Below are 20889 nucleotides of genomic sequence, written 5' to 3'. Positions count from 1 at the left end.
GTTGCAGCATATGCAACACAACGCCGCGACAGCGGTCGAGCACCCGAACGATGAGGAGCAGCGGATGCCACGACGGATCGACGACCTCCGCGACGAGGTGCTCGCCCCGACCGACACGGGCCTGCCGGCTCGCGCAGCGGGCCTGACCGTGCGCGAGTTCCTGGCGACCGAGCCCCGCGTCAGCGAGTTCTGGACCCCGCTCACGGTGCTCGACGCCGAGGCCATGCACGGCAACGCCGCGACCATCCAGGCATGGGCCGAGGCGAACGGCATGGAGCTCATGCCGCACGGCAAGACGACGATGGCCCCCGCGCTCTGGCAGCTCCAGCTCGACCTGGGTGCGACCGGGCTCACGTTGGCGACGCCAGGGCAGGTGCGCACCGCCCGCGCGTTCGGCGTCTCGAGCATCATGCTCGCGAACGCCCTCGTCGCGCCGCCCGCGCTCGCCTTCATCGCCGGCGAGCTGGCCGACCCCGACTTCGCGTTCCGCTGCTGGGTCGACTCGATCGACACGGTCGAGGCAATGGAACGCGGCCTCGCCGAGGCCCTCGACGGAACGGATGCGACGCTCCCCCGCCCGATCGACGTGCTCGTCGAGCTGGGCGCGCCCGGCGGCCGAACGGGCGCTCGCACACTCGAGCGAGCCGTCGCGCTCGCTCGTCGAGTCGACGCCTCCCCCGTGCTTCGACTCGCGGGCGTCGCGGGCTACGAGGGCAGCCTCGGCCACGACCGCTCGCCCGCCGCACTGGCCGCCGTGCGCGGCTACCTCGCCGACCTCGTCGCCCTCCGCGACCTGCTGCTCGACGCCGGGCTGCTGAAGCCCGGCACGATCGCCGCCGACGACGTCATCGTGAGCGCGGGCGGCAGCGCCTACCTCGACCTCGTCGCCGAGGCCTTCGCCCCCGCGATCGAGGCGGATGCCGCGGCCGGCCGTCGCACCCGGTGGATCCTCCGCTCGGGCGCCTCGCTGCTGCACGACCACGGGTTCTACCGCGGCATCTCGCCGCTCGACGACCTGCTCGTGCCGGCGATGCGCGGCTACGCCCGTGTCGTCTCGCACCCCGAGCCCGGCCTCGCCCTGCTCGACGGCGGCAAGCGCGACTTCCCGTACGACGAGGGGCTGCCGGTGCCGCTCGGGGTGGCCGCGACCCTCGACGGTGCGGCGTCCGGCCGTGACGCGCGAGGCCTGCCCGCGACATCCGTCACCGCCCTGAACGACCAGCACGCGTACCTGCGGGCCGACGAGCCGGGCGCCGCGCTGCCCGTCGCGATCGGCGACGTGGTCTCGCTCGGACTCTCGCATCCGTGCACCGCGTTCGACAAGCGCCGCTGGCTGCCGGTCGTCGAGCGCGCCGGAAGCGACCTCGTCGTCGACCTCGTGCGGACGTTCTTCTGATGTCCGACCTCGCTCTCGTCATCCGCGACGTCGTCGTCGTCGACGGCGATTCCGGCCCCGGAGCCGAGCAGGCCGAACCGGTCGACGTCGTGGTCGAGGGCGGGCGCGTCGCGCGCCTCGAGTACCGCGGCACGACCCCCGGCGGCACCGATGTCGCCCACGAGATCGACGGCCGCGGCCGCCTGCTCATGCCGGGCTTCATCGACGCGCACGCGCACGCCGACGGCCTGCTGTTCGACCCCGACGTCCAGCTCGCGCTCCTGCGTCAGGGCGTCACGACCGTCATCGGCGGGCAGGACGGCGTCTCGTACGCACCGGGCGACGGCGCCTACGCGAACGAGTACTTCGCGGCGATCAACGGCCGGCACCCGACGTACGCCGGCGGCGGCATTCGCGAACTGCTCGCGTCGTACGACGGCGCGACGGCCGTGAACCAGGCCCTGCTCGTGCCCGCAGGCACGGTGCGCCGTGAGATCTGCGGTCGGTCGACGGATGCCGCGAGCCCCGCCGCGCTCGACGCCATGCTCGCCCTGGTCGCCGAGGGCCTCGCCGACGGCGCCGTGGGCCTGTCGACCGGACTCGACTACGTGCCGGGCGCGTTCGCGACCACCGACGAGCTCGCGCGACTCGCCGAACCCGTCGCCGCGGCGGGCGGCGTGTACGTGTCGCACATGCGCGGCGGCTACGAGGCCGGGTCACAGGCGGGCATCGACGAGATCCGGGCGATCGCGCAGCACTCGGGCGTCGCCGTACACGTGTCGCACTTCCACGCCGAGCCGCACCTCGTGCACGGGCTCATGGCGGGGCTCGCGGCATCCGGCGTCGATGCGAGCTTCGACGCGTACCCGTACACGCGGGGCTGCTCGATCCTCGCGATGCCCGTGCTGCCCGCGTCGATCACCGTGCGCCCGACCGCCGAGGTGCTGGCCCTGCTCGCCGACCCCGACGAGCGCGCGCGCCTGCTCGACGAGTGGTTCCCGACGATCGTCGACTACCCGAGCCTCGGCCCCGACTGGCCCGAGCAGCTCACGCTCGCGCACATCGCCGGGCCAGAGTTCGCGTGGGCGCACGGCCTCACGATCGGCGCCGCCGCCGCACGCGCCGGCACGACACCGGCCGAGTTCACGCTCGACGTGCTCGCGGCCTCGCGGCTCGAGGTCAACGTCGTGATGGCGGTGCCGTACGCCCGCAGCGACGCCGATCTCGCGTCGATCCTCGCCCACCCGCGCGCGATGGGCGGCTCCGACGGCATCTTCGTCGGCGCCCACCCGCACCCGCGGGCGCGCGGCTCGTTCGCCAGGTACCTGCGCTCGCTCGTCGTCGACCAGGGCGCCATGAGCTGGGCGGATGCCGCGGCGCTCGTCTCGACCAGGGCGGCCGACCGGTTCGGGCTCGGAGATCGGGGCCGCGTGCGACCGGGCGCCGTCGCCGACCTCGTGCTCGTCGATCCCGCTCGCGTCGCCGACCGGGCGACCTACGACGCGCCGCTCGCCCTCGCCGAGGGCATCGACGACGTGCTCGTCGCGGGCGTGCCCGTGCTGGCCGACGGCCGGCTCACCGGGGCGACGCCGGGCCGCAGCATCCGTCGCTCAGGCACCGATCGCGTGGTCGCCGACGGGCTCGAGACCGCACTGCGCCCCTCCTCGACCGGAAGGAAGGCCTGACATGTCGCAGTCCGTCACCCGCGCCGCGCGCATCATCGACGCGATCGCCGCCGACCCGCGCACCGTCGCCGAACTCGCCGAGGCGTTCGACCTGCACCGCTCGACGATGTTCCGCGAGCTGCAGGCGCTCGAGGAGGTGGGCTGGGTGCGCCGCCGCGGCAACGGCCGCTACACGCTCGGCACGCGCCTCGCCGCCCTCTCGAAGGAGGCGCTCGAATCGCTCGACCTGCGCGATGTCGGCGCCGAGCACGTGCGTCGCCTCCAGCGGCGCACGGGCAACACCGTGCACCTCGCAGCCCTCATGGACCGGTCGATCGTCTACGTCGACAAGGCCGAGGACGAGTCGGGCGTGCGCATGTACTCGCGCATCGGCAAGGCGGTGATCCCCTACTGCTCGGCGGTCGGCAAGGCGATCCTCGCGAACCTCGACGTGCCGCGCCGCGACGCCGTGCTCGACGGCGTCACCTGGGAGCGCTACACCGACCTCACGATCACGACGCGCGAACACCTCGACGACGAGCTCGTGCGCGTGCGCGCCCGCGGCTGGGCCACCGACGACCGCGAGTTCGAGCCGTACGTCAACTGCCTCGCCGTGCCGATCGAGAGCCCGCTCGGCGTCGTCGGCGCCATCTCGGTCACCGCTGTGCGCATGGTCGCCGACCTCGACCAGCTGAAACGTCACCTGCCCGCGCTCCGCGAGGCCGCCGCGGCGATCTCCGCAGAGATCGCCTGACCCGCCGACCACAGACCGCTGACCACCGACCGAAACCGAAACACCACCGGAGGAACCCATGCCCAAGACCGCCGTCACCCTCTCGAACGCGCCCAAGCCCGCCGGCCCCTACAGCCACGGCGTCGTCGCGAACGGCTTCCTGTACACCGCGGGCTTCGGCCCCCAGGACCCGGCCACCGGCCTCGTCGTCGAGGGCGGCGCCGCCGAGCAGACCCGCCAGGTGCTGCGCAACATCGGCGCCGTGCTCGCGGAGTACGGCCTGACGTTCGACGACGTCGTGAAGGTCACCGCGCACCTCGAGGACCTCGCCGACTTCGCCGAGTACAACGTCGCCTACGCCGAGTTCTTCACCGAGCCCTACCCCGTGCGCACCACGGTCGGCTCGCGCCTCGCGAACATCCTCGTCGAGATCGACGTGGTCGCCGCGATCCCCCAGGGCTGACGCACGGCACGCCGAGACGACGGATCCGGATGCCGCGGGCGGCCGCCCGCGGCATCCGTCGCCGTCGTCGGCGTGGCCCGCGCTCAGGACCCGGCGCGCGAGCCCGCCCTGCGACGCCGGTCGTTGTCGCGACGCAGGTCCCGGTTCAGGCGACGATCGCCGTGGTACAGGATGCCCTCCCAGTCGACGGGCTTCGGAGCCGCCGGCGGCGCCTCGCCCGCGGGCCCGGCCGAACCGGCCGCAGCACCGGCGACCCCCGCGGCCGCCGCACCCGCACCCGGCGCGCCCGCGGCATCCGAAGCCTTCGCCTGCTTGCGATCGGGCACGTAGAGCCAGTTGAGCATGCCCAGCCAGATGTCGACGAACGAGTTGCGGATGCCGATGTAGGCGCGGATCGCGTAGAACGCGAGCACCGCGTTGAACGCCGCGAAGGCCGCGTTGCCCCAGTTCTGCGCGAGCACGTCACGCCAGAGGGTCAGCAGCGAGAACGCGACGATCAGGTACGGCGTGATGACGTAGATCGCGGGCGCCGCCGTGCGGTCCTTGACCTTCGGGGTGCGCACGAACGGGATCTTCTCGCCGGTGAGCGCCTGCTGCATCGACTTCAGCACGCCCGCGAGGTTCACCGGCAGCAGCACGAGGTTGAACCCGTAGATGCGGAAGATGTCCGAGAACCGGTGCCCGCAGTAGCGCAGGTCGCTGCCCATCGCGATGAAGTACGGCAGGGCAGCGAGGAACACCACGGGTGAGAGCAGGCGGCTGTCGTAGGGGTAGGCGAGCAGGAACAGCAGGCCGAAGCTCGCCCAGGCGATCGACGCCATGTAGTTCGTGCGCAGCCACATCTCGCGCACGAGGATGCGTTCGCGGCGGAACCTGCGGTCGCGCGCCTGCTTCCACAGCTTCGGCATGATGAGCAGGCCGCCGTTCGCCCAGCGCCGCCGCTGCACGACGAGCGAGCCGAAGTCGGGCGGCGTCGCCGAGTAGCTGAGCCGTTCGGGGTAGTTGATGAGGGTCCAGCCGTGCGCGCCGAGGTCGATGCTCGACTCGGTGTCCTCGATGACCGTGCGGTCCTGGATGTACGTGGCGATCTCGAAGCCGCCGACCGTCTCGATCTCGACGATGTCCTCGATCGCGCGCTTGCGGATCACGGCGTTCGCGCCCACCCAGAACGTCGCGCCGTAATAGCTCATGCCCTGATGCAGGATGTGCTGCAGGTCGGTCGTGGCCCCGGCGATGCGCTCGATGCGGGTCGGGGCGCCACGGAACGACGAGTACGGCGTCTGCGTCACCGCGACGCGCTCGTTGCCCGGCTCCTCGAGGAAGTACACGAGCCGCACGCAGTAGTCGCGCAGCAGCAGCGAGTCGGCGTCGAGCGTCAGCAGGTAGGTCGTGTCCGGCACGAAGAAGTCGGCCTGCGAGAGGTCCTCCACGCGGCGCAGCAGCGTTCCGGCGGCGGACTCCTCGGTGCGCCACCCCCGGCCCATGAGCCCGATGTACGCGTTGAGGTTCATCGCCTTGTTCGCCTCGTGCGAGAGCGAGGCGTAGCGCTTGCGCTGGAACGACGACGCCTTCACCGAGAAGATGCGTTCGAGCCGAAGGTGCAGCTCGAGCATGCGGTCCGCCGAGGGCAGCGCCTGCTGGTCGATCGCGGCGCGCAGCGCGAGCAGGCTCAGGCGCAGCTCGGAGGCGAGGCCCATGAGCACCTGGTCGACGAAGAACTCGTCGACGTGGTCGACCACGGGCTCCTCGTCGGCCATCGTCTCGAGCCAGACCGCGGCGGACTCGTAGTCGTCGGCGAGGCCCGCCAGCTGCGACGCCGTGACCTGACCGCCGTCCCGGATGCCCCGCTCGAACGCCTCGCGCGCCCCCGCGAACCTGGCCGAAGGGCCGCGCAGCGCGTCCTCGATCTGCCCGGGCAGGGCGAGCGTGGCCTCGAGCCGCACGCGGTCCTCGTCGGTCTTCGGCACCACGGGATCGTCGACGAGCAGCACGACGCGCAGATCCGCGTACTCCTGCAGCGCGGCCGACCAGAGCGTGCCGCGCACGACGCCCGGCTCCTCGGCGTACGAGGGCACGAGCACCGTGATGCCACCCGCGTGGTGGCGGAAGTGCCGGTCGATCTCGGCCCGCGGCACGCGTCGATGATCGCGGAACCGGTAGAGCGCGCCCTGGCGGGCGAGCAGGTACATCGACGCCGAGAACGTCAGGAACGTCACCACGATCAGGTAGCCGATGGCCTCCATCGTGAAGCGGAACCCGCCGGGCGCCTCGATGAACTCGCGGATGATCGTCGTGACCACGTAGATCAGCCAGAAGACCACGGTCAGCACGATCGCGATGCGACCCCAGGCGATCTTCGCCACGCTCGGGCGCGCGTGCACGATCGACATCGGCTCCGATCGCCGCTCGGCACCCCATTGGCGCTTCCGTGCACGCGGAGCGATCTCGTCGTCGGTCATCCGGCCCCCCGTAACCGTTTCGAATGGAACAACGTCTGTAGGATACGATAGGGGGCTCGAGCATGGTGCGTACGGCTGCCCGCTGCCGTTCCACATCCTCAACCCTGCGAGGGCCATGTCGAAGCGATTCCCCGGGCGTCACGTCTCACCCGTGCGCCTGACCGTGCTGGTCGCCGTGATCGCGGCCCTCGTCTTCGCCGGGTTCCAGGGCTGGCGCTGGTTCGAGGACAGCAGGTCGAAGACCAGCGAGCCGTGGTTCGCCGCGTACGTCGACGTCACGGCCACGCCGTTCTTCGCATTCGAGCAGCCGCGCGGAGAGGCCGACCAGGACGTCGTGCTCTCGTTCGTCGTCGCCTCGACCGACGATCCGTGCGTGCCCTCGTGGGGTGCGGCGTACTCGCTCGACGAGGCCGAGACCACGCTCGACCTCGATCGCCGCATCGCCAGAGTGCAGAAGCAGGGCGGCGAGGTGCTCGTCTCGTTCGGCGGGCAGTTGAACGACGAACTCGCGGTCGCCTGCGCCGACGAGTCCCGCCTCGTCGACGCCTACGCCGCGGTGCTCGACCGCTACGACACGTCGGCGATCGACCTCGACCTCGAGGGCGACGCGCTCACCGATGCCGCGTCGATCGAGCGTCGCGCGAAGGCCGTCGCAGAGCTGCAGGAGCAGCGCGCGGCCGCCGGGGACCCCGTCGACGTCTGGCTGACCCTGCCGGTCACGCCAGACGGGCTCACGCCCGACGGCACCGACCTCGTCGCGAAGATGCTGGCGGAGGGCGTCGACCTCGCCGGCCTCAACGTGATGACCATGAACTACGGCGAGAGCAAGCCCGAGACGCAGTCGATGGGCGACGCCTCGGTCGATGCGCTGCAGGCCGCGCACCGCCAGCTCGGCATCCTGTACGACCGCAACGACACGCCGCTCACCGATGCGACCCTGTGGGGCAAGATCGGCGCGACGCCCATGATCGGCCAGAACGACGTGGTCGACGAGGTCTTCACCCTCGAGGATGCCGCCACGGTCAACGCCTTCGTCGTGCAGGAGCGCATCGGCCGCACCTCGATGTGGTCGTTGAACCGCGACGTGACCTGCGGGCCGAACTACTACGACCTCGAGCGCGTGTCGGATTCGTGCAGCGGCGTCGATCAGGGCGACCAGACCTACGCGGAGGTGCTGGGCGCCGACCTCGACGGGCGACCGCTCGCCGGCGTCGGCGCGACGACGGCGCCCGAGACCCTGCCGCCGGTGCCGACCGACGACCCGGCGACCAGCCCCTACCCGATCTGGGACGAGAGCACGTCGTACCGCGCGGGCTCGAAGGTGGTCTGGCGGCAGAACGTCTACGAGGCGAAGTGGTGGACGAAGGGCGACGTGCCCGACAACCCCGTGCTGCAGGAGTTCGAGACGCCGTGGACCCTCATCGGCCCGGTGCTGCCCGGCGAGACCCCGATCCCGATGCCGACGGTGCCGCCCGGCACGTATCCCGAGTGGCAGGGCGACGCGATCTACAACCAGGGCGACCGGGTGCTCTTCGACGGGCTCCCCTACGAGGCGAAGTGGTGGACGCAGGGCGACAGCCCCCGCGAGTCCGAGGTCGACCCCGACAGCTCCCCGTGGGCCGCGATCGACCCGGCCGACGTGACGGCCGCCCCCGTCGACCCGTCGGCGGCCGTCGAAGAGCCTGCAGCCGACCCGACGGCCCCGACGGCGCGCCGACTACGGAGTAGGTCCCTCGAACTGCTGCATCTCGACGAGCTCGCGCAGCTCCTGGCCGTCGAGCACGGCGCGCGCACCGTGACGTCGAAGGCGCTCAGCCGTCGCATCGACCGTCATCGGCACGCCGTAGTAGTACCCCTGCGCGCTGCGCACCCCGATCTCGCGCAGGGCCGCGGCCGAGGCGGCATCCTCGACGCCCTCGACGACCATCGAGTAGTCGAGCGTGTCCCCGAACTCCTGAAGCGCGCGGAGCACCGCGACCTGCGCCGGCTCGGTCAACGAGTCCGAGAGTGCGCGATCGATCTTGAGGATGTCCATCGGCACCCGGACCAGCGAGGCGACCGATGACCGGTCCGAACCGTAGTCGTCGAGGGCGATCAGGATGCCGCGGGCCCGGAGTCGCGCGATCTGGGCGCGCATCTCGTCGTCGGCCGTGAGCACCGAGCGCTCGTTGAGCTCGAGGCAGAGCTGCACCTCGGGGTACTCCTCGACCACGCCTTCGAGGAACCCGCCGAGCTCGCCGGGCAGCATCTGCCCCGCGTCGATGTTCACCGTCACGCATGCGACCGTCGACTCCAGGGAGACGAACCTCCGAGCGCCCGCGAGGGCCCGATGCACGATCTGCTCGGTCAGCTCGTTGAACCGCCCGAGCTGCTTGGCCGCCTCGACGAACATGTCGGGCGAGATCGGCGAGCCGTTGGCATCGCGCACCCTGAGGAGCGCCTCGAACGCCCAGACCCGGTCGGCGATGAGGCTGACCACCGGCTGGAACGCGAGACGGTGCCCGTCGACGTCGATCATGTGCTCCACGACGTCGTTGATGCGGCCCGATCGTCGGGTCGTCATGCCCACGTTGCCCATCCGCGGCGAGGTCTCCTCCTTCGCCGCGCGCTTGACCGAGAGCATCATGCGATCGGCCTCGTCCACGAGTGCGGCGACGTCATCTTCGCGATGCTCCGAGTACGCGACGCCGACGCTCAGGCTCGGCAGCACGGCCATGCCGTCGAGCTCGATGACCTCGCCCGAGCGCGCCAGGAGCCGGTCCGCGATCGACCGCGCCTCGTCACTGGAGGCGAGCGGCGAGAGGATCACGGCGAACTCGTCGCCTCCGAGTCTGGCGACGACGTCGCCCGGCCGCACCGACTCCACGAGCCTGGCGGCCACGGACTGCAGCACGTGGTCGCCGAACCGGTGGCCCAGATGGTCGTTGAGGTCCTTGAAGTCGTCGACGTCGACGTAGAGCACGGCGAGGCCCGTCGCACCGTCGACGCCCCGTGCCTCGTTCGCGGCCTCGAGGTGGTCCTGGAACGCCCGATGGTTCGGCAGTCCCGTGAGGCTGTCCGAGCCCGCACGACGCTCGAGCTGGCGGATGTCGGCCCTCGACTGCATGACGACCGAGCCCATGTGCGCGAGCGAGTCGAGCACGCGACGGTCGTTCGCCGAGAACGCGAGCGCGTTCAGCGGCCGCGTCGCGACCAGGTGCAGCAGGTCGCCCTCGGCGTCGAGCACGATCGCCTCGATCTCGGATTCCGAGGCCCGTCGCGTGCCGAGGGCGACCGACTCGGCGCGCACCGCCTCCCGCGCCAGGTCGACGAGGTGCGCCTCGACGTCGTCGACCTGCGCCCACGGCAGGTCGCGTGCGGCCTCGACGACGTGGTCGAGGCGCACCGTCGCCTCGCGCAGGCGTCGGAGCGGCGCGACGGCGAGGAAGGCCATGGCGCCCGCGACCATGATCAGCGCGGCCACCAACGACGCGGTCGACACCTCCGGCCATCCGACCACGACGCGAGCGAGTCCCCAGACCAGCACGGCCAGGCCGGTGATCATGGCCCAGACCGCGACGAGCCGCACGGGTCGCACCGCCGAGAACCCGACGCTTCCGTCGAGGGTCCAACGCCAGCGTTGGCGTGCCGCCTCCACCGTGAGGATCACGAGCAGGTACACGGCGACGCCGACGGCGAGCGCGATCGGCGGCGGCCACGCGAGCGCGGTCAGCGCCTGCACCGACCAGAGATAGGCGAACGCCGCGAGCGAGGCGACGCCCGCCGCATAACCGGCTCGCACGGGGCTGCGCAGCAGCACCGAGTAGCCGAGGAAGATGCCGAGCCCGAACACCCCCGCCCCCGCGAGCGGCCACTCCGCGGCCACCGTCAGCACGAGCAGCGACGCCGCCATGCCGACCATCGGCACTGCGGCGGTGTCGGCGATCGCGATCCGGAAGGTCGACGCCGCCGCGATGGCCCCCACCTCGACGGCGAGCACGACGAGCAGGGCGGGGTGCAGTTCGACCAGCACCACCTGCAGCGCCCGCACGACCGACGCGACGAACACCACCCAGGCTGCGACGAGGAACGACAGTTCCCACCGCGAGTACCGCGTCTCCCCCATGTCGGCCAGCATAGGCGGCGGGTCAGAGGCCGATGGCCTGCAACTCCGCGTCCATCCGACGGGCCATCTCGGCGTAGCCGTCGTCGTTCGGGTGCAGGCCGTCGGCGGCCATCCACTCCGGATGCCCCTCGATCCAGTGCGACGCGCCGCCGATCCACTCGGCATCGACGCGTTCGGCACCCGATCGCACCCAGCCGATGATCTGCTCGACCGACTCGGGGCGCTCGTCGGTGTACCAGAACGGCTCGACCACGACGAGGCGGGCGTCGGGCAGGCCCTCCGACAGCCTCGCCAGGTCGCCGTCGATCGCGTCGCGGATCTCGTCGGCCCGCGACGGCATCGAGAAGTTGTCGTTCAGCCCCATCGTGACGAACACGAGGTCGGGCGCCGGCTCGTGCGCGACGATGGCCTCGACGAGGTCGGGCGCCGGGCCGCCGAGCGAGGCCGAACGGTTGTTCACGAAGCCGAGCCCGTTGACGCTCGGGTTGAACTCGCGCCACCCCCGTCCGGCGGCGATGATGCTCGACCAGCGCCGCTCCGGCGAGCTCGCTCCGGTGCCGAGCGTGTACGAGTCCCCGTAGAAGGCGACCACGGGGGCATCGGCCGGCAACGCGTGCTCCGGGCGATCGGATGCCGGTGCGCCGCCGCAAGCCGCGAGCAGCACGCCGAGCACCGCGCCGCCGCCGATGCACGCCGCCGCGACGCCGAACGCCCGCCAGCCTCGAGTTCCGCTCATGCGAGTGGTTCGGGGCCGACGGGCGTTCGGATCTTCGGCTGGATGCCGGGCGGGCCTAGACCGCCGCGGGCAGCTTCGCCGCGATGAGCTCGGCGATCTGCACGGCGTTCAGCGCCGCGCCCTTGCGCAGGTTGTCGTTCGAGATGAAGAGCACGAGGCCCTTGCCGTCGTCGGCCGACTGGTCCTGACGGATGCGACCGACGTAGCTGGGGTCGGTGCCGGCCGCCTGCAGCGGGGTGGGCACGTCGCTGAGCGCGACGCCGGGTGCGGCCGAGAGCAGCTCGGTGGCGCGGTCGGGCGTGATCGGGTTCGCGAACTCGGCGTGGATCGAGAGCGAGTGGCCGGTGAAGACGGGCACGCGCACGCAGGTGCCCGCGACGCGGAGGCCCGGCAGCTCGAGGATCTTGCGGCTCTCGTTGCGCAGCTTCTTCTCTTCGTCGGTCTCGAGGTCGCCGTCGTCGACGATCGAGCCCGCGAGCGGGATCACGTCGAACGCGATGGTGCGCGGGAACTTCTCGGCCTCGGGGAACTCGACCGCACGGCCGTCGTGCACGAGGTTGATCGCGTCCTGCGCGACCGCGGCCTTCGCCTGCGCGAGCAGCTCCTCGCCGCCGGCGAGGCCCGCGCCCGACACGGCCTGGTAGGTCGAGACCATGAGCCGCTCGAGTCCGGCCTCGTCGTGCAGCACCTTGAGCACGGGCATGGCCGCCATCGTGGTGCAGTTCGGGTTCGCGATGATGCCCTTGACGGCCTCGTCGATCGCGTGCGGGTTGACCTCGCTCACGACGAGCGGGACCTCGGGGTCCATGCGCCAGCCGCTCGAGTTGTCGACGACCGTGACGCCGGCCGCGGCGAAGCGGGGCGCCTGCGCCTTCGAGAGCGTCGCACCGGCCGAGAAGATCGCGATGTCGAGGCCGGTCGGGTCTGCGGTCGAGGCGTCTTCGATGACGATGTCTTCGCCCTTCCACGGCAGCGTCGAGCCGGCCGACCGCGCCGAGGCGAAGTAGCGGATCGAGGCGACCGGGAAGTCGCGCTCCTCGAGCAGCTGACGCACGACGGCGCCGACCTGACCGGTGGCGCCGACGACGCCGATGTTCACTCCCTGTGCCATGCGTGATTCCCTATCTCTGCGGGTTCGCGGCCTCACCGCGACCCGGACGATCGTCTCTCCAGTGTGCAGGACGCCGCAGCCGGTTCAGCACCGAATGCGGGCATTCGTCCTGTTCTGGCAGCTTTGCCCCGAAATGCGGCAGTCGACGGATGCCGCGGGCGCGCGCCTCAGCGGCCGGTGCCGCCGTGCACGACCGCGTCGACGTCGGAGTCGAGATCGAACGCGGTGTGCACCGCACGCGCGGCGTCGGCGACGCTGTCGGCGCGCGTGACCACGGTGATGCGGATCTCGCTCGTCGAGATCATCTCGATGTTGATGCCGGCCTCGAACAGCGCCTCGAACAGCTTGGCCGAGACTCCCGACGCGTTGCGCATCGCGTTGCCGACGAGCGAGAGCTTGCCGATCTGGTCGTCGTACTGCAGCGACTCGAAGCCGATCGAGTCCTTCGCAGAGGCGAGTGCGGTGAGCGCCTTCTCGCCGTCGGTCTTCGGCAGCGTGAACGAGATGTCGGTGCGGCCGGTGGTGGCCGCCGAGACGTTCTGGACGATGACGTCGACGTTCGCGTTGGTGTTCGCCACGATCTTGAAGATCTTGGCGGCGACGCCCGGCTTGTCGGGCACGCCGACGACGGTGATCTTGGCGTCGGACAGGTCGACGGCGACTCCGGCGATGACGGACTCTTCCACAGCAGCTCCTTCGGGAAGACGCGAGGGGTCGTAGACGATGGTCCCCTCGTTGTTGTTGAACGACGAGCGCACGTGCAGGGTCACGCCGTGGCGGCGCGCGTACTCCACGGCACGGATGTGCAGGACCTTGGCACCCGAGGATGCGAGTTCGAGCATCTCCTCGCTGGTGATGCGGTCGAGCTTGTGCGCCTTCTTCACCATGCGCGGATCGGATGTGAACACGCCGTCGACGTCGGTGTAGATCTCGCAGACGTCGGCCTGCAGCGCGGCGGCGAGGGCGACGGCGGTCGTGTCGCTGCCGCCGCGGCCGAGCGTCGTGATGTCGCGCGACTCGCGGCTGAAGCCCTGGAATCCGGCGACGATGACGATGGCGCCCTCGTCGAGCGCCTCGCGGAGTCGCACCGGGGTGACGTCGACGATGCGCGCGGCACCGTGCGTGGCATCCGTGATCATGCCGGCCTGGCTGCCGGTGAAGCTGCGTGCGTCGTGGCCCATGCTCTTGATGGCCATCGCGAGCAGCGCCATCGAGATGCGCTCGCCCGCGGAGAGCAGCATGTCGAGCTCGCGAGGCGCCTGGATCGGCGTGACGTCGTTCGCGAGGTCCATCAGTTCGTCGGTCGTGTCGCCCATGGCGGAGACCGCCACGACCACGTCGTTACCCGCCTTGCGGGTCTCGACGATGCGCTTGGCCACGCGCTTGATGCTCTCCGCGTCGGCGACGGAGGACCCGCCGAACTTCTGCACGATCAACGCCACGTGGTCTCCAAGGGGGTGGGAGGGGGCGCCGGGAATGCACCTCGGGACGCCGGAACCCCCATCATACGTGCGGCGCGTATACCCCTCCGGCAATGTGACGGCGCTAGAGTTCGGGCATGACCGAGGCACTCGACGAGTGGTCCGAGTTCAATGTCGCGATGGTGGGCGCGACCGCGGCGCTGGCGGGCCTGCTCATCGTCGCGATGTCCGTGAACATCGGCACCATCCTGAAATCCGCCACGCTTCCGGCACGCGCGGCCGTGGGGATCGCGACCCTCGTGCTCGCGATCGCGGTCACGGGCCTGGCGCTCGCGCCCGAACAGCCGAGCGCGGTGTACGGCGGGGTCGTGCTGGTGCTCACGCTGCTCGTCGGCGGCTTCCAGGTGCACGCGATCCGCGTCATCCGGGCCGACTCGAGCGAGCACCACGGAACGCCCGCGCAGCAGCTCGCGAAGTCGATCGTCGGCACGCTGCCCCTCGGCCTCTACCTCGCCGGCGCGATCGCGCTGCTCGCCGGGGCGGTCGTCGTGGGGCTCTGGCTCCTCGCGGTCGCGACGATCCTCGCCATCGCCGCGGCGATCCTGTACTCGTGGGTCGTGCTCATCGAGGTGCTGCGCTGACGGATGCCGCGGGCGGGCGCGCCGCGTTCAGTCCCGGTGCCCCCGGGCCATGTACCACTCGGTGTACTCGCTGGCCCGGCCGTCGGGCGCGAGCCGGATGATCCAGAGGTTGAGGTAGTCGTTCTTGCGGGCCGGATACACCGTGCGACCCTGCACGACCACGAACCCGTCGCGCTCGTGCAGCACCTTCCAGTCGAAGGCCCAGGTGCCCGGCTCGTCGAGGTCTTCGAGCCACCCCGCGACGATCTCGTCGCGACCGACCCGCGGCTTGGAATCGGGACTCGTGAGGTAGACGGCGTCATCGGTGAAGAGTGCGCCGATCGCCGCCGGGTCGTTCGACTCCCAGGCCGCGACGTAGCCCGCGACCCACTCGGCACCCCGGCTCACGGCCATGCCCCCAGTCCAGTCCACGGCGCGCCGCGCGTCAACCCTCGGCAGAACGAACGGATGCCGCAGCCGGCCCGCCCGGCCGGGCGAGCAGGGCGTCGCGGCGAGCGGTCGGGTCAGCCGACGATGCGGCGGCCCTCGAACGCCCGGCCGAGCGTGACCTCGTCGGCGTACTCGAGATCGCCACCGACGGGCAGGCCGGAGGCGAGGCGCGTGACCCGGATCTCGAGGGTCGTGAGCAGCCGGCTGAGGTAGGTCGCCGTCGCCTCGCCCTCGAGGTTCGGGTCGGTCGCGATGATGACCTCGACCACCGTGCCGTCGGCGAGTCGCTGCATGAGCTGGCGGATGCGCAGCTCATCGGGCCCGATGCCGTCGATCGGGCTGATCGCGCCGCCCAGCACGTGGTACAGCCCGCGGAACTCGCGCGTGCGTTCGATCGCCACGACGTCTTTGGCCTCTTCGACGACGCAGATGAGCGTCGGGTCGCGGCGCGGGTCGCGGCAGATCGCACACGTCTGCTGCTCGGAGACGTTGCCGCAGATCTCGCAGAAGCGCACCTTCTGGCGCACGTCCATCAGGATCTCGGCGAGGCGGCTCACGTCGAACTGCTCGGTCTGCACGATGTGGAACGCGATGCGCTGCGCCGACTTCGGCCCGATGCCGGGGAGCCGGCCGAGTTCGTCGATCAGCTCTTGGACGATGCCCTCGTACACGCGCTACCCCCGCTCACCGAAGCCGGGGCGCGCGGGCGCCTCGACCTCTTCGAGGAACGTGGCGCCGAGCACCTCGCGCACGACGGCCTCGCCGTAGCGCTGGATGCCGCCGCCGTTCGCGGCGCTGGAGCCCGCGTTCGGCCGACCGGATGCACGCGTCGCGCGCGCCGGGGCTCCGGCGGCGCTCGACTCGGCTGCGGCAGCGGCGGTCGGGGAAGAGGCCGCCGGAGCGGTCGCCCGCTGAGCCTGCGGCCGACCGCCGCCGAGCTCGTCGGCCGGAGCACCCCGATCGTAGTCGGGGTCGAACGGCGGCTCCTCGTCGAGCGGAGGCGCGTCGGCGTCGGCGGGCACGCCCGGCTCGGCAGATCGGGCTGCATCGCGTGACGTGGGTTCGGCGACCGGCGCGACCGCAGCGGCGGGCGCGACCTCGGCGACCTGCGGTGCTTCGACCTGGCGTGACGCCGGAGGCTCGGCCTCGCGGGTGAGCACCGCGGTCGCGGTCCCGGCTCGCCCGGTGGAGGTCTGCGCAGCGGCGACCGGCTCGTCGCTCGGGATCGCGACCGTGGCCCACGAATCGACGGGCCCGGAGGACGCGGGGTTCGAGGCTCCGGCCTTCGGGGCTCCGGTTTTCGAAGCACCGGCCTTCGACGAGCCGGCGTTCGAAGCACTGGCATCCGAGGTCGGAGCCTGCTGGGCGTCGCGCGTCGACGGCCGGCCCTTCGAGGCGACACCGGCCGGCGCGACGGCCGTCGGCGCGGGTGCCGACGCCGAAGCGGTGGACGGCGCAGGCGCCGTCGACGCGGAGCTCGATGCCCCGCCGTCGCCAGGACGCCCCGCAGGTGCGGGAGGCGTCGGGGCCTGCGCGCCGATGACCCGCGGAATGAACTTGACCTGGATGCCGAGCACCTCGGTGATCGCCGCGCGCAGCAGCTCGGCGGGGCTCTGGGCGCCGGCCGAACCCTTGAGATCGTTCACGTCGTTCTGGCTGGGGAATCCGAGCACGAGCACGTCGTCGTCGGATCGGTAGTCGATGACCTGCGCGGTGAGCGCGGCCATCCAGGCGGTGCGCTTGACGCGCTGGAGCGCGGCGAGCACCTCGGGCCAGGCGTCGCGCATCTGCTGGAGGGTGACCGGCCCGACGGGCTTCGGCATCGGCACGGACACGCGAGCGGGATCGGGTCCGGCGGCCGGTGCCGACGACGCGGAGGCGGCAGGCTCGGATGCCGAGCCGGCCGAGGCCGGAGCGTCGACCGACGCGTTCACGGTCGCCGCCGCGGCCGAGGGCACGGCATCCGCGGAACGGGGCACCGATGCGACCGGCGCAGGGGCAGGGGCCCGGACGGGAGCCGGCGCGGCGGCACGATCGTCGCGCGACGGCTCGCCCGAGGCATCCGTGACCCCGACGCGACGCTCGAGGCGCTCGACGCGGGCGATCGCGCCACGCTGGGTGTCGTCGATGGCGGGCACGAGCACCCGAGCGAGCATGAGCTCGAGGTGCAGGCGCGGCGAGGTCGCCCCGCTCATCTCGGTGAGGGTCTGGTTGACGAGGTCGGCCACGCGCGAGAGCTCGGCCGCGCCGAAGGCGGATGCCTGCGTGCTCATGCGTGCGAGCTCGTCGGCGGGGACCCCGCGCAGCACGGCCGCGGCGGCCTCTGGAGTCGAAGCGGCGACGACGATGAGGTCGCGCAGGCGCTCGAGCAGGTCTTCGACGAAGCGGCGCGGGTCTTGACCCGTCTGCACGACCCGGTCGGCCGCGGCGAACGCACCGGCGGCGTCGCCCTGGCCGATGGCGTCGACGACCTCGTCGAGCAGCGCGCCGTGGGTGTAGCCGAGCAGGGCGACGGCCCGCTCGTAGTCGATGCTCGTGCCCTCGGAGCCCGCGATGAGCTGGTCGAGCAGCGACAGCGTGTCACGCGGCGAGCCCCCGCCCGCGCGCACGACGAGCGGCAGCACGCCGGGCGCGACCTCGACGCCCTCTTCGGCGCAGAGCTGCTGCACGTACTCGAGCATCGGACCCGGCGGCACGAGCCGGAACGGGTAGTGGTGCGTGCGGGAGCGGATGGTGCCCAGCACCTTGTCGGGCTCGGTCGTCGCGAAGATGAACTTCACGTGCTCGGGCGGTTCTTCGACGAGCTTCAGCAGCGCGTTGAAGCCCTGCGGGGTGACCATGTGCGCCTCGTCGAGGATGAAGATCTTGTAGCGGTCGCGCGCAGGCGCGAACACCGCGCGCTCGCGCAGGTCGCGCGCGTCGTCGACGCCGTTGTGGCTCGCCGCGTCGATCTCGACGACGTCGAGCGAACCGCCGCCGCCGCGCGCGAGCTCGACGCAGCTCGGGCACGTGCCGCACGGGGTGTCGGTGGGGCCCTCTGCGCAGTTCAGGCAGCGCGCGAGGATGCGCGCCGACGTGGTCTTGCCGCAGCCGCGCGGGCCGCTGAACAGGTAGGCGTGATTGACGCGATCGGTGCGCAGCGCCGTCATGAGCGGATCGGTCACCTGCGACTGTCCGATCATCTCGGCGAACGTCTCAGGCCGGTAACGGCGATACAGGGCGGTGACCACGGCTCAATCGTAGTTGCCGCGTCCGACACGCGTTCCGGACGTGGCAGGCGTAGCATGCGGTGACCGGAAGGGGGCGTGATGACGGCGACGACGATGACACCGGCACAGCTCACGAGATTCGAGGCCAGGCTGCGCGCCGAGCGCGCCGACGCCGAAGAGCGCCTGGCAGAGTTCGACGACGCGATGACGGCGGTGCGCATCGCGCGATCCGACGCCACCGCCGACGACGAGCACGACCCCGAGGGCCCGACCATGACGCAGGAGTGGTCGCAGCGCACCGCGGTGCTCGCCGACGTGCGCGCCGAGATCGCCGACATCGACCACGCGCTCGCCCGCATCGCCGACGGAAGCTACGGCTTCTGCACGAACTGCGGCAAGCGCATCACCGTGGCCCGCCTCGACGCCCGTCCCACAGCCGAGCTCTGCATCGACTGCGCCCGCCACGTGCGCTGACGACGCGCGCCGCGGCTCGCGGCGAGGTTCGATGGGCGGATGCCGCGGCATCCGTCATCCGGATGCGCGCGTCGCACCAGCCGACAGACCGCTGAACGCCCGGATGAACAGCGGGCTCGCGCCGAGCACGAGGTAGAGGCAGCCGGCGCCGAGGAGGGTGGGCACGAGGCCGACCTGCTCGACCGCGAGCCCGCCGATCAGCGCTCCGAGCGGCATCGAGGCCGCGACCCCGGCGGTCATGGCGCCGAACACGCGCGCCCGCATGCCGTCGGGCACGGACTGGTACATCGCCGTCGCGATCATCGGGTTCAGCATGCCCGCCGCGAGGCCCGAGCCGACCAGCACCGCGAACAGCACCGGCAGCGGCACCTCGAAGGCCATGGCCAGGTACGGCGGCGTGCCCGCGAGCATGAAGCAGACCGCGAACATCACCCGGCCCGACGCGCGGTGGCCGATCCAGCCGAAGACCGCCGAGCCGGTGAGCGCCCCGACCGCGAAGCACGCGATCATCGCGCCGAGCAGTGCGGGCTCTCCCAGCACGTCGGTCGCATAGACGGGCTTCAGCACGGTCATGCCCGCGGCGTCGATCGCGTTCGTCAGGGTGACGAGCAGCACCACCGCGAGCAGCAACGGCGTGCGCACCATGAATCGGATGCCGGCCACGAATCCGGCTGCGGAGTGCTCGGCGTCGTTCCGACCGCCCTCGACGCCATCGTCTGCACCGGCATGCGCCTCGGCGGCCTTCGCCGCCGCACGCGGCACGAACGCGAGCACGAGCAGCGCCGACACGAGGAACCCGGCCGCATCGAACACGAGCGCCGGCATCGGCCCGACGAGCGCCACGGCCGCGCCGGCGATGCCCGCGCCGATGAGGGTCGCGGTGCGCTGCACGGTCGACTGGATGCCGGCCGCGCGGGTCAGGGGCATGCGCGCGAGCGCGGCGAGATCGGGCACCAGCACGGTCTTCGCGGTGTCGCCCGGCGGGTCGAGCAGGCCGCCGAGGAAGACGAGGGCGAGGAGCACGCCGAAGTGCAGTCCGGTCGTGGCCGCGAGCACCGGGATCGCGATCACCGTGACGCCGCTCGCGACGTCGGCGAAGATGCTCGAGACGCGGTAACCGAAGCGGTCGACGAGCACCCCGCCGAACGCGCCTCCGATCACGAGCGGCACGGTCGCGAAGACCCCGGCGACGCCGGCGGCGAACGGGGATCCGGTCTGCTGGAGCGCGATGATCGGGATCGCGATGAGCGCGATCGCGTTGCCCGTGAGGGAGAAGAACTGCGCCGCGAACAGCGCGAGGATCGGCAGGCGGCGGCGCGCGGCATCCGTCGATCGGGGCGCGGATGTCTCGCCGAGCACCTCGGCGTCGCGGCTCACGACTCGCTCCGCGGGAAGACGTGCGTGATCCAGCGCACGGTGCGGGTGCCGGGTCGGCGCTCGCGCCCACGCGCCCACCACTTCTCGTGCACCGCATCGAGGTCTGCGGTGAGCTCGCGCATCTCGTCGACGGTGAGGTGCGCGGCGCCGTCGCTCGAGTCCGACGCCGCGACCCACTCGGGTTCGAGCGAGAGCTCGGCGTCGAGCGCGTCGAGCAGTTCGCGGTGGTACGACTCGAGCACGGTCCGCCGCATGGCCTCGGCCGCTTCGCGGCGCTCGGGGTCGCCGAGGTAGTCCTCGGCGTGCAGCACGGTGATCTGGTGCGCCGACTTCCACCACCGCTCGCGGCCGTCGCGCTCGCGCTCGGGCGCCGGCACCACGAAGCCGTGCTTCGCGAGCGTGCCCAGGTGGTAGCTGATCGACCCGGATGCCGCGCCCGTCGCCTCGACGAGCATGCCGACCGAGTGCGGACCCTCGAGGCGCAGCAGCCCGAGGATGCGCAGCCGCAGCGGGTGCGCGAGGGCGCGCATGGATCCGGCGTCCTGCAGGTCGACGTGTCCGTCGGCCGCCCGTCGCGTCGCCGGGGTGCGCTCCGGGCTCGGCGAACCCGTCGGGCTCGCCCCCGGGTCGTCACCTCGGCTCGCCGCGGCATCCGACATCGGGTTCTCGCGCTCGTCCATGCCCCGATGCTA

At 71.8% G+C, this 20889-nt stretch carries 16 protein-coding genes and 1 pseudogene; 7 read left to right on the top strand and 10 right to left on the bottom strand.

Translation table 11 applies throughout. The annotated features are described in order from the left end of the window. Window positions 1–64: 64 nt before the first annotated feature. Genes BM342_RS06465 through BM342_RS06450 form a run of 4 tightly spaced genes read left to right on the top strand, consistent with a single transcriptional unit; the run spans window position 65 to window position 4235 of the window. On the top strand, window positions 65–1396 hold the full coding sequence (locus BM342_RS06465) for a type III PLP-dependent enzyme domain-containing protein (RefSeq protein WP_092964609.1): 1332 nt from the start codon (window positions 65–67) through the stop codon (window positions 1394–1396). Continuing rightward, on the top strand, window positions 1396–3060 hold the full coding sequence (locus tag BM342_RS06460; RefSeq protein ID WP_092964608.1) for an N-acyl-D-amino-acid deacylase family protein: 1665 nt from the start codon (window positions 1396–1398) through the stop codon (window positions 3058–3060). The genes BM342_RS06465 and BM342_RS06460 overlap by 1 nt, the downstream gene beginning before the upstream one ends. 1 nt (window position 3061) lies before the next feature. After that, a complete protein-coding gene (locus tag BM342_RS06455) occupies window positions 3062–3793 on the top strand; it encodes an IclR family transcriptional regulator (RefSeq protein WP_092964607.1) in 732 nt (243 codons plus the stop codon). 58 nt (window positions 3794–3851) lie between these two features. Next, complete coding sequence (locus BM342_RS06450) at window positions 3852–4235, top strand: RidA family protein (RefSeq protein WP_092964606.1); 384 nt, start codon at window positions 3852–3854, stop codon at window positions 4233–4235. An 83-nt stretch (window positions 4236–4318) separates the two neighbouring features. On the opposite strand, the gene BM342_RS06445 is transcribed toward BM342_RS06450, so the two are convergent. Then, on the bottom strand, window positions 4319–6694 hold the full coding sequence (locus tag BM342_RS06445) for a glycosyltransferase family 2 protein (RefSeq protein WP_255368571.1): 2376 nt from the start codon (window positions 6692–6694) through the stop codon (window positions 4319–4321). A gap of 115 nt (window positions 6695–6809) precedes the next feature. On the opposite strand from BM342_RS06445, the pseudogene BM342_RS20260 reads away from it, so the two are divergent. Beyond that, window positions 6810–8300 (top strand): annotated as a pseudogene (locus BM342_RS20260) (chitinase); the annotation flags it as partial. A gap of 111 nt (window positions 8301–8411) precedes the next feature. Here BM342_RS20260 and BM342_RS06435 read toward each other — a convergent pair. From BM342_RS06435 to BM342_RS06420, 4 genes are all read right to left on the bottom strand, one after another. After that, window positions 8412–10799 (bottom strand): putative bifunctional diguanylate cyclase/phosphodiesterase, encoded by a 2388-nt coding sequence (locus BM342_RS06435; protein WP_177232080.1) that lies wholly within the window; start codon window positions 10797–10799, stop codon window positions 8412–8414. Window positions 10800–10821: 22 nt separating this feature from the next. Continuing rightward, entirely contained in the window at window positions 10822–11535 is a 714-nt protein-coding gene (locus tag BM342_RS06430) for an SGNH/GDSL hydrolase family protein (protein WP_092964604.1), read from the bottom strand. 55 nt (window positions 11536–11590) lie between these two features. Beyond that, a complete protein-coding gene (locus tag BM342_RS06425; protein WP_092964603.1) occupies window positions 11591–12646 on the bottom strand; it encodes an aspartate-semialdehyde dehydrogenase in 1056 nt (351 codons plus the stop codon). Between the two features lie 167 nt (window positions 12647–12813). Next, window positions 12814–14088, bottom strand: coding sequence for an aspartate kinase (locus BM342_RS06420; RefSeq protein ID WP_092964602.1), 1275 nt, complete (start codon window positions 14086–14088; stop codon window positions 12814–12816). A gap of 116 nt (window positions 14089–14204) precedes the next feature. On the opposite strand from BM342_RS06420, the gene BM342_RS06415 reads away from it, so the two are divergent. Next, window positions 14205–14708, top strand: coding sequence for a hypothetical protein (locus tag BM342_RS06415; RefSeq protein ID WP_092964601.1), 504 nt, complete (start codon window positions 14205–14207; stop codon window positions 14706–14708). Between the two features lie 27 nt (window positions 14709–14735). Here BM342_RS06415 and BM342_RS06410 read toward each other — a convergent pair whose 3' ends face one another. The 3 genes from BM342_RS06410 to BM342_RS06400 form a co-directional block, all read right to left on the bottom strand. Next, on the bottom strand, window positions 14736–15101 hold the full coding sequence (locus tag BM342_RS06410; RefSeq protein ID WP_092964600.1) for a nuclear transport factor 2 family protein: 366 nt from the start codon (window positions 15099–15101) through the stop codon (window positions 14736–14738). A 110-nt stretch (window positions 15102–15211) separates the two neighbouring features. Then, window positions 15212–15808 carry a recombination mediator RecR gene (gene recR / locus BM342_RS06405; RefSeq protein WP_092964599.1) on the bottom strand — a complete coding sequence of 199 codons (597 nt, stop codon included), beginning with the start codon at window positions 15806–15808 and terminating at the stop codon, window positions 15212–15214. A 3-nt stretch (window positions 15809–15811) separates the two neighbouring features. Then, window positions 15812–18367 carry a DNA polymerase III subunit gamma and tau gene (locus BM342_RS06400; RefSeq protein ID WP_092964598.1) on the bottom strand — a complete coding sequence of 852 codons (2556 nt, stop codon included), beginning with the start codon at window positions 18365–18367 and terminating at the stop codon, window positions 15812–15814. A 78-nt stretch (window positions 18368–18445) separates the two neighbouring features. Here BM342_RS06400 and BM342_RS06395 point away from each other — a divergent pair, with 78 nt between their 5' ends. Beyond that, complete coding sequence (locus BM342_RS06395; RefSeq protein WP_255368569.1) at window positions 18446–18820, top strand: TraR/DksA family transcriptional regulator; 375 nt, start codon at window positions 18446–18448, stop codon at window positions 18818–18820. Between the two features lie 54 nt (window positions 18821–18874). Here BM342_RS06395 and BM342_RS06390 read toward each other — a convergent pair whose 3' ends face one another. Together BM342_RS06390 and BM342_RS06385 are read right to left on the bottom strand one after the other, a co-directional pair. After that, window positions 18875–20197: an MFS transporter gene (locus BM342_RS06390; RefSeq protein ID WP_177232079.1), complete on the bottom strand. Its 1323-nt coding sequence runs from the start codon at window positions 20195–20197 to the stop codon at window positions 18875–18877. Further along, window positions 20194–20877, bottom strand: coding sequence for an ArsR/SmtB family transcription factor (locus BM342_RS06385; RefSeq protein ID WP_218154895.1), 684 nt, complete (start codon window positions 20875–20877; stop codon window positions 20194–20196). The genes BM342_RS06390 and BM342_RS06385 overlap by 4 nt, the downstream gene beginning before the upstream one ends. Window positions 20878–20889 lie beyond the last annotated feature (12 nt).

Origin of the sequence: Agromyces sp. CF514, assembly GCF_900113185.1 — a bacterium.
Classification (GTDB): domain Bacteria; phylum Actinomycetota; class Actinomycetes; order Actinomycetales; family Microbacteriaceae; genus Agromyces.
This window is presented reverse-complemented; position numbering and strand designations above follow the sequence as displayed.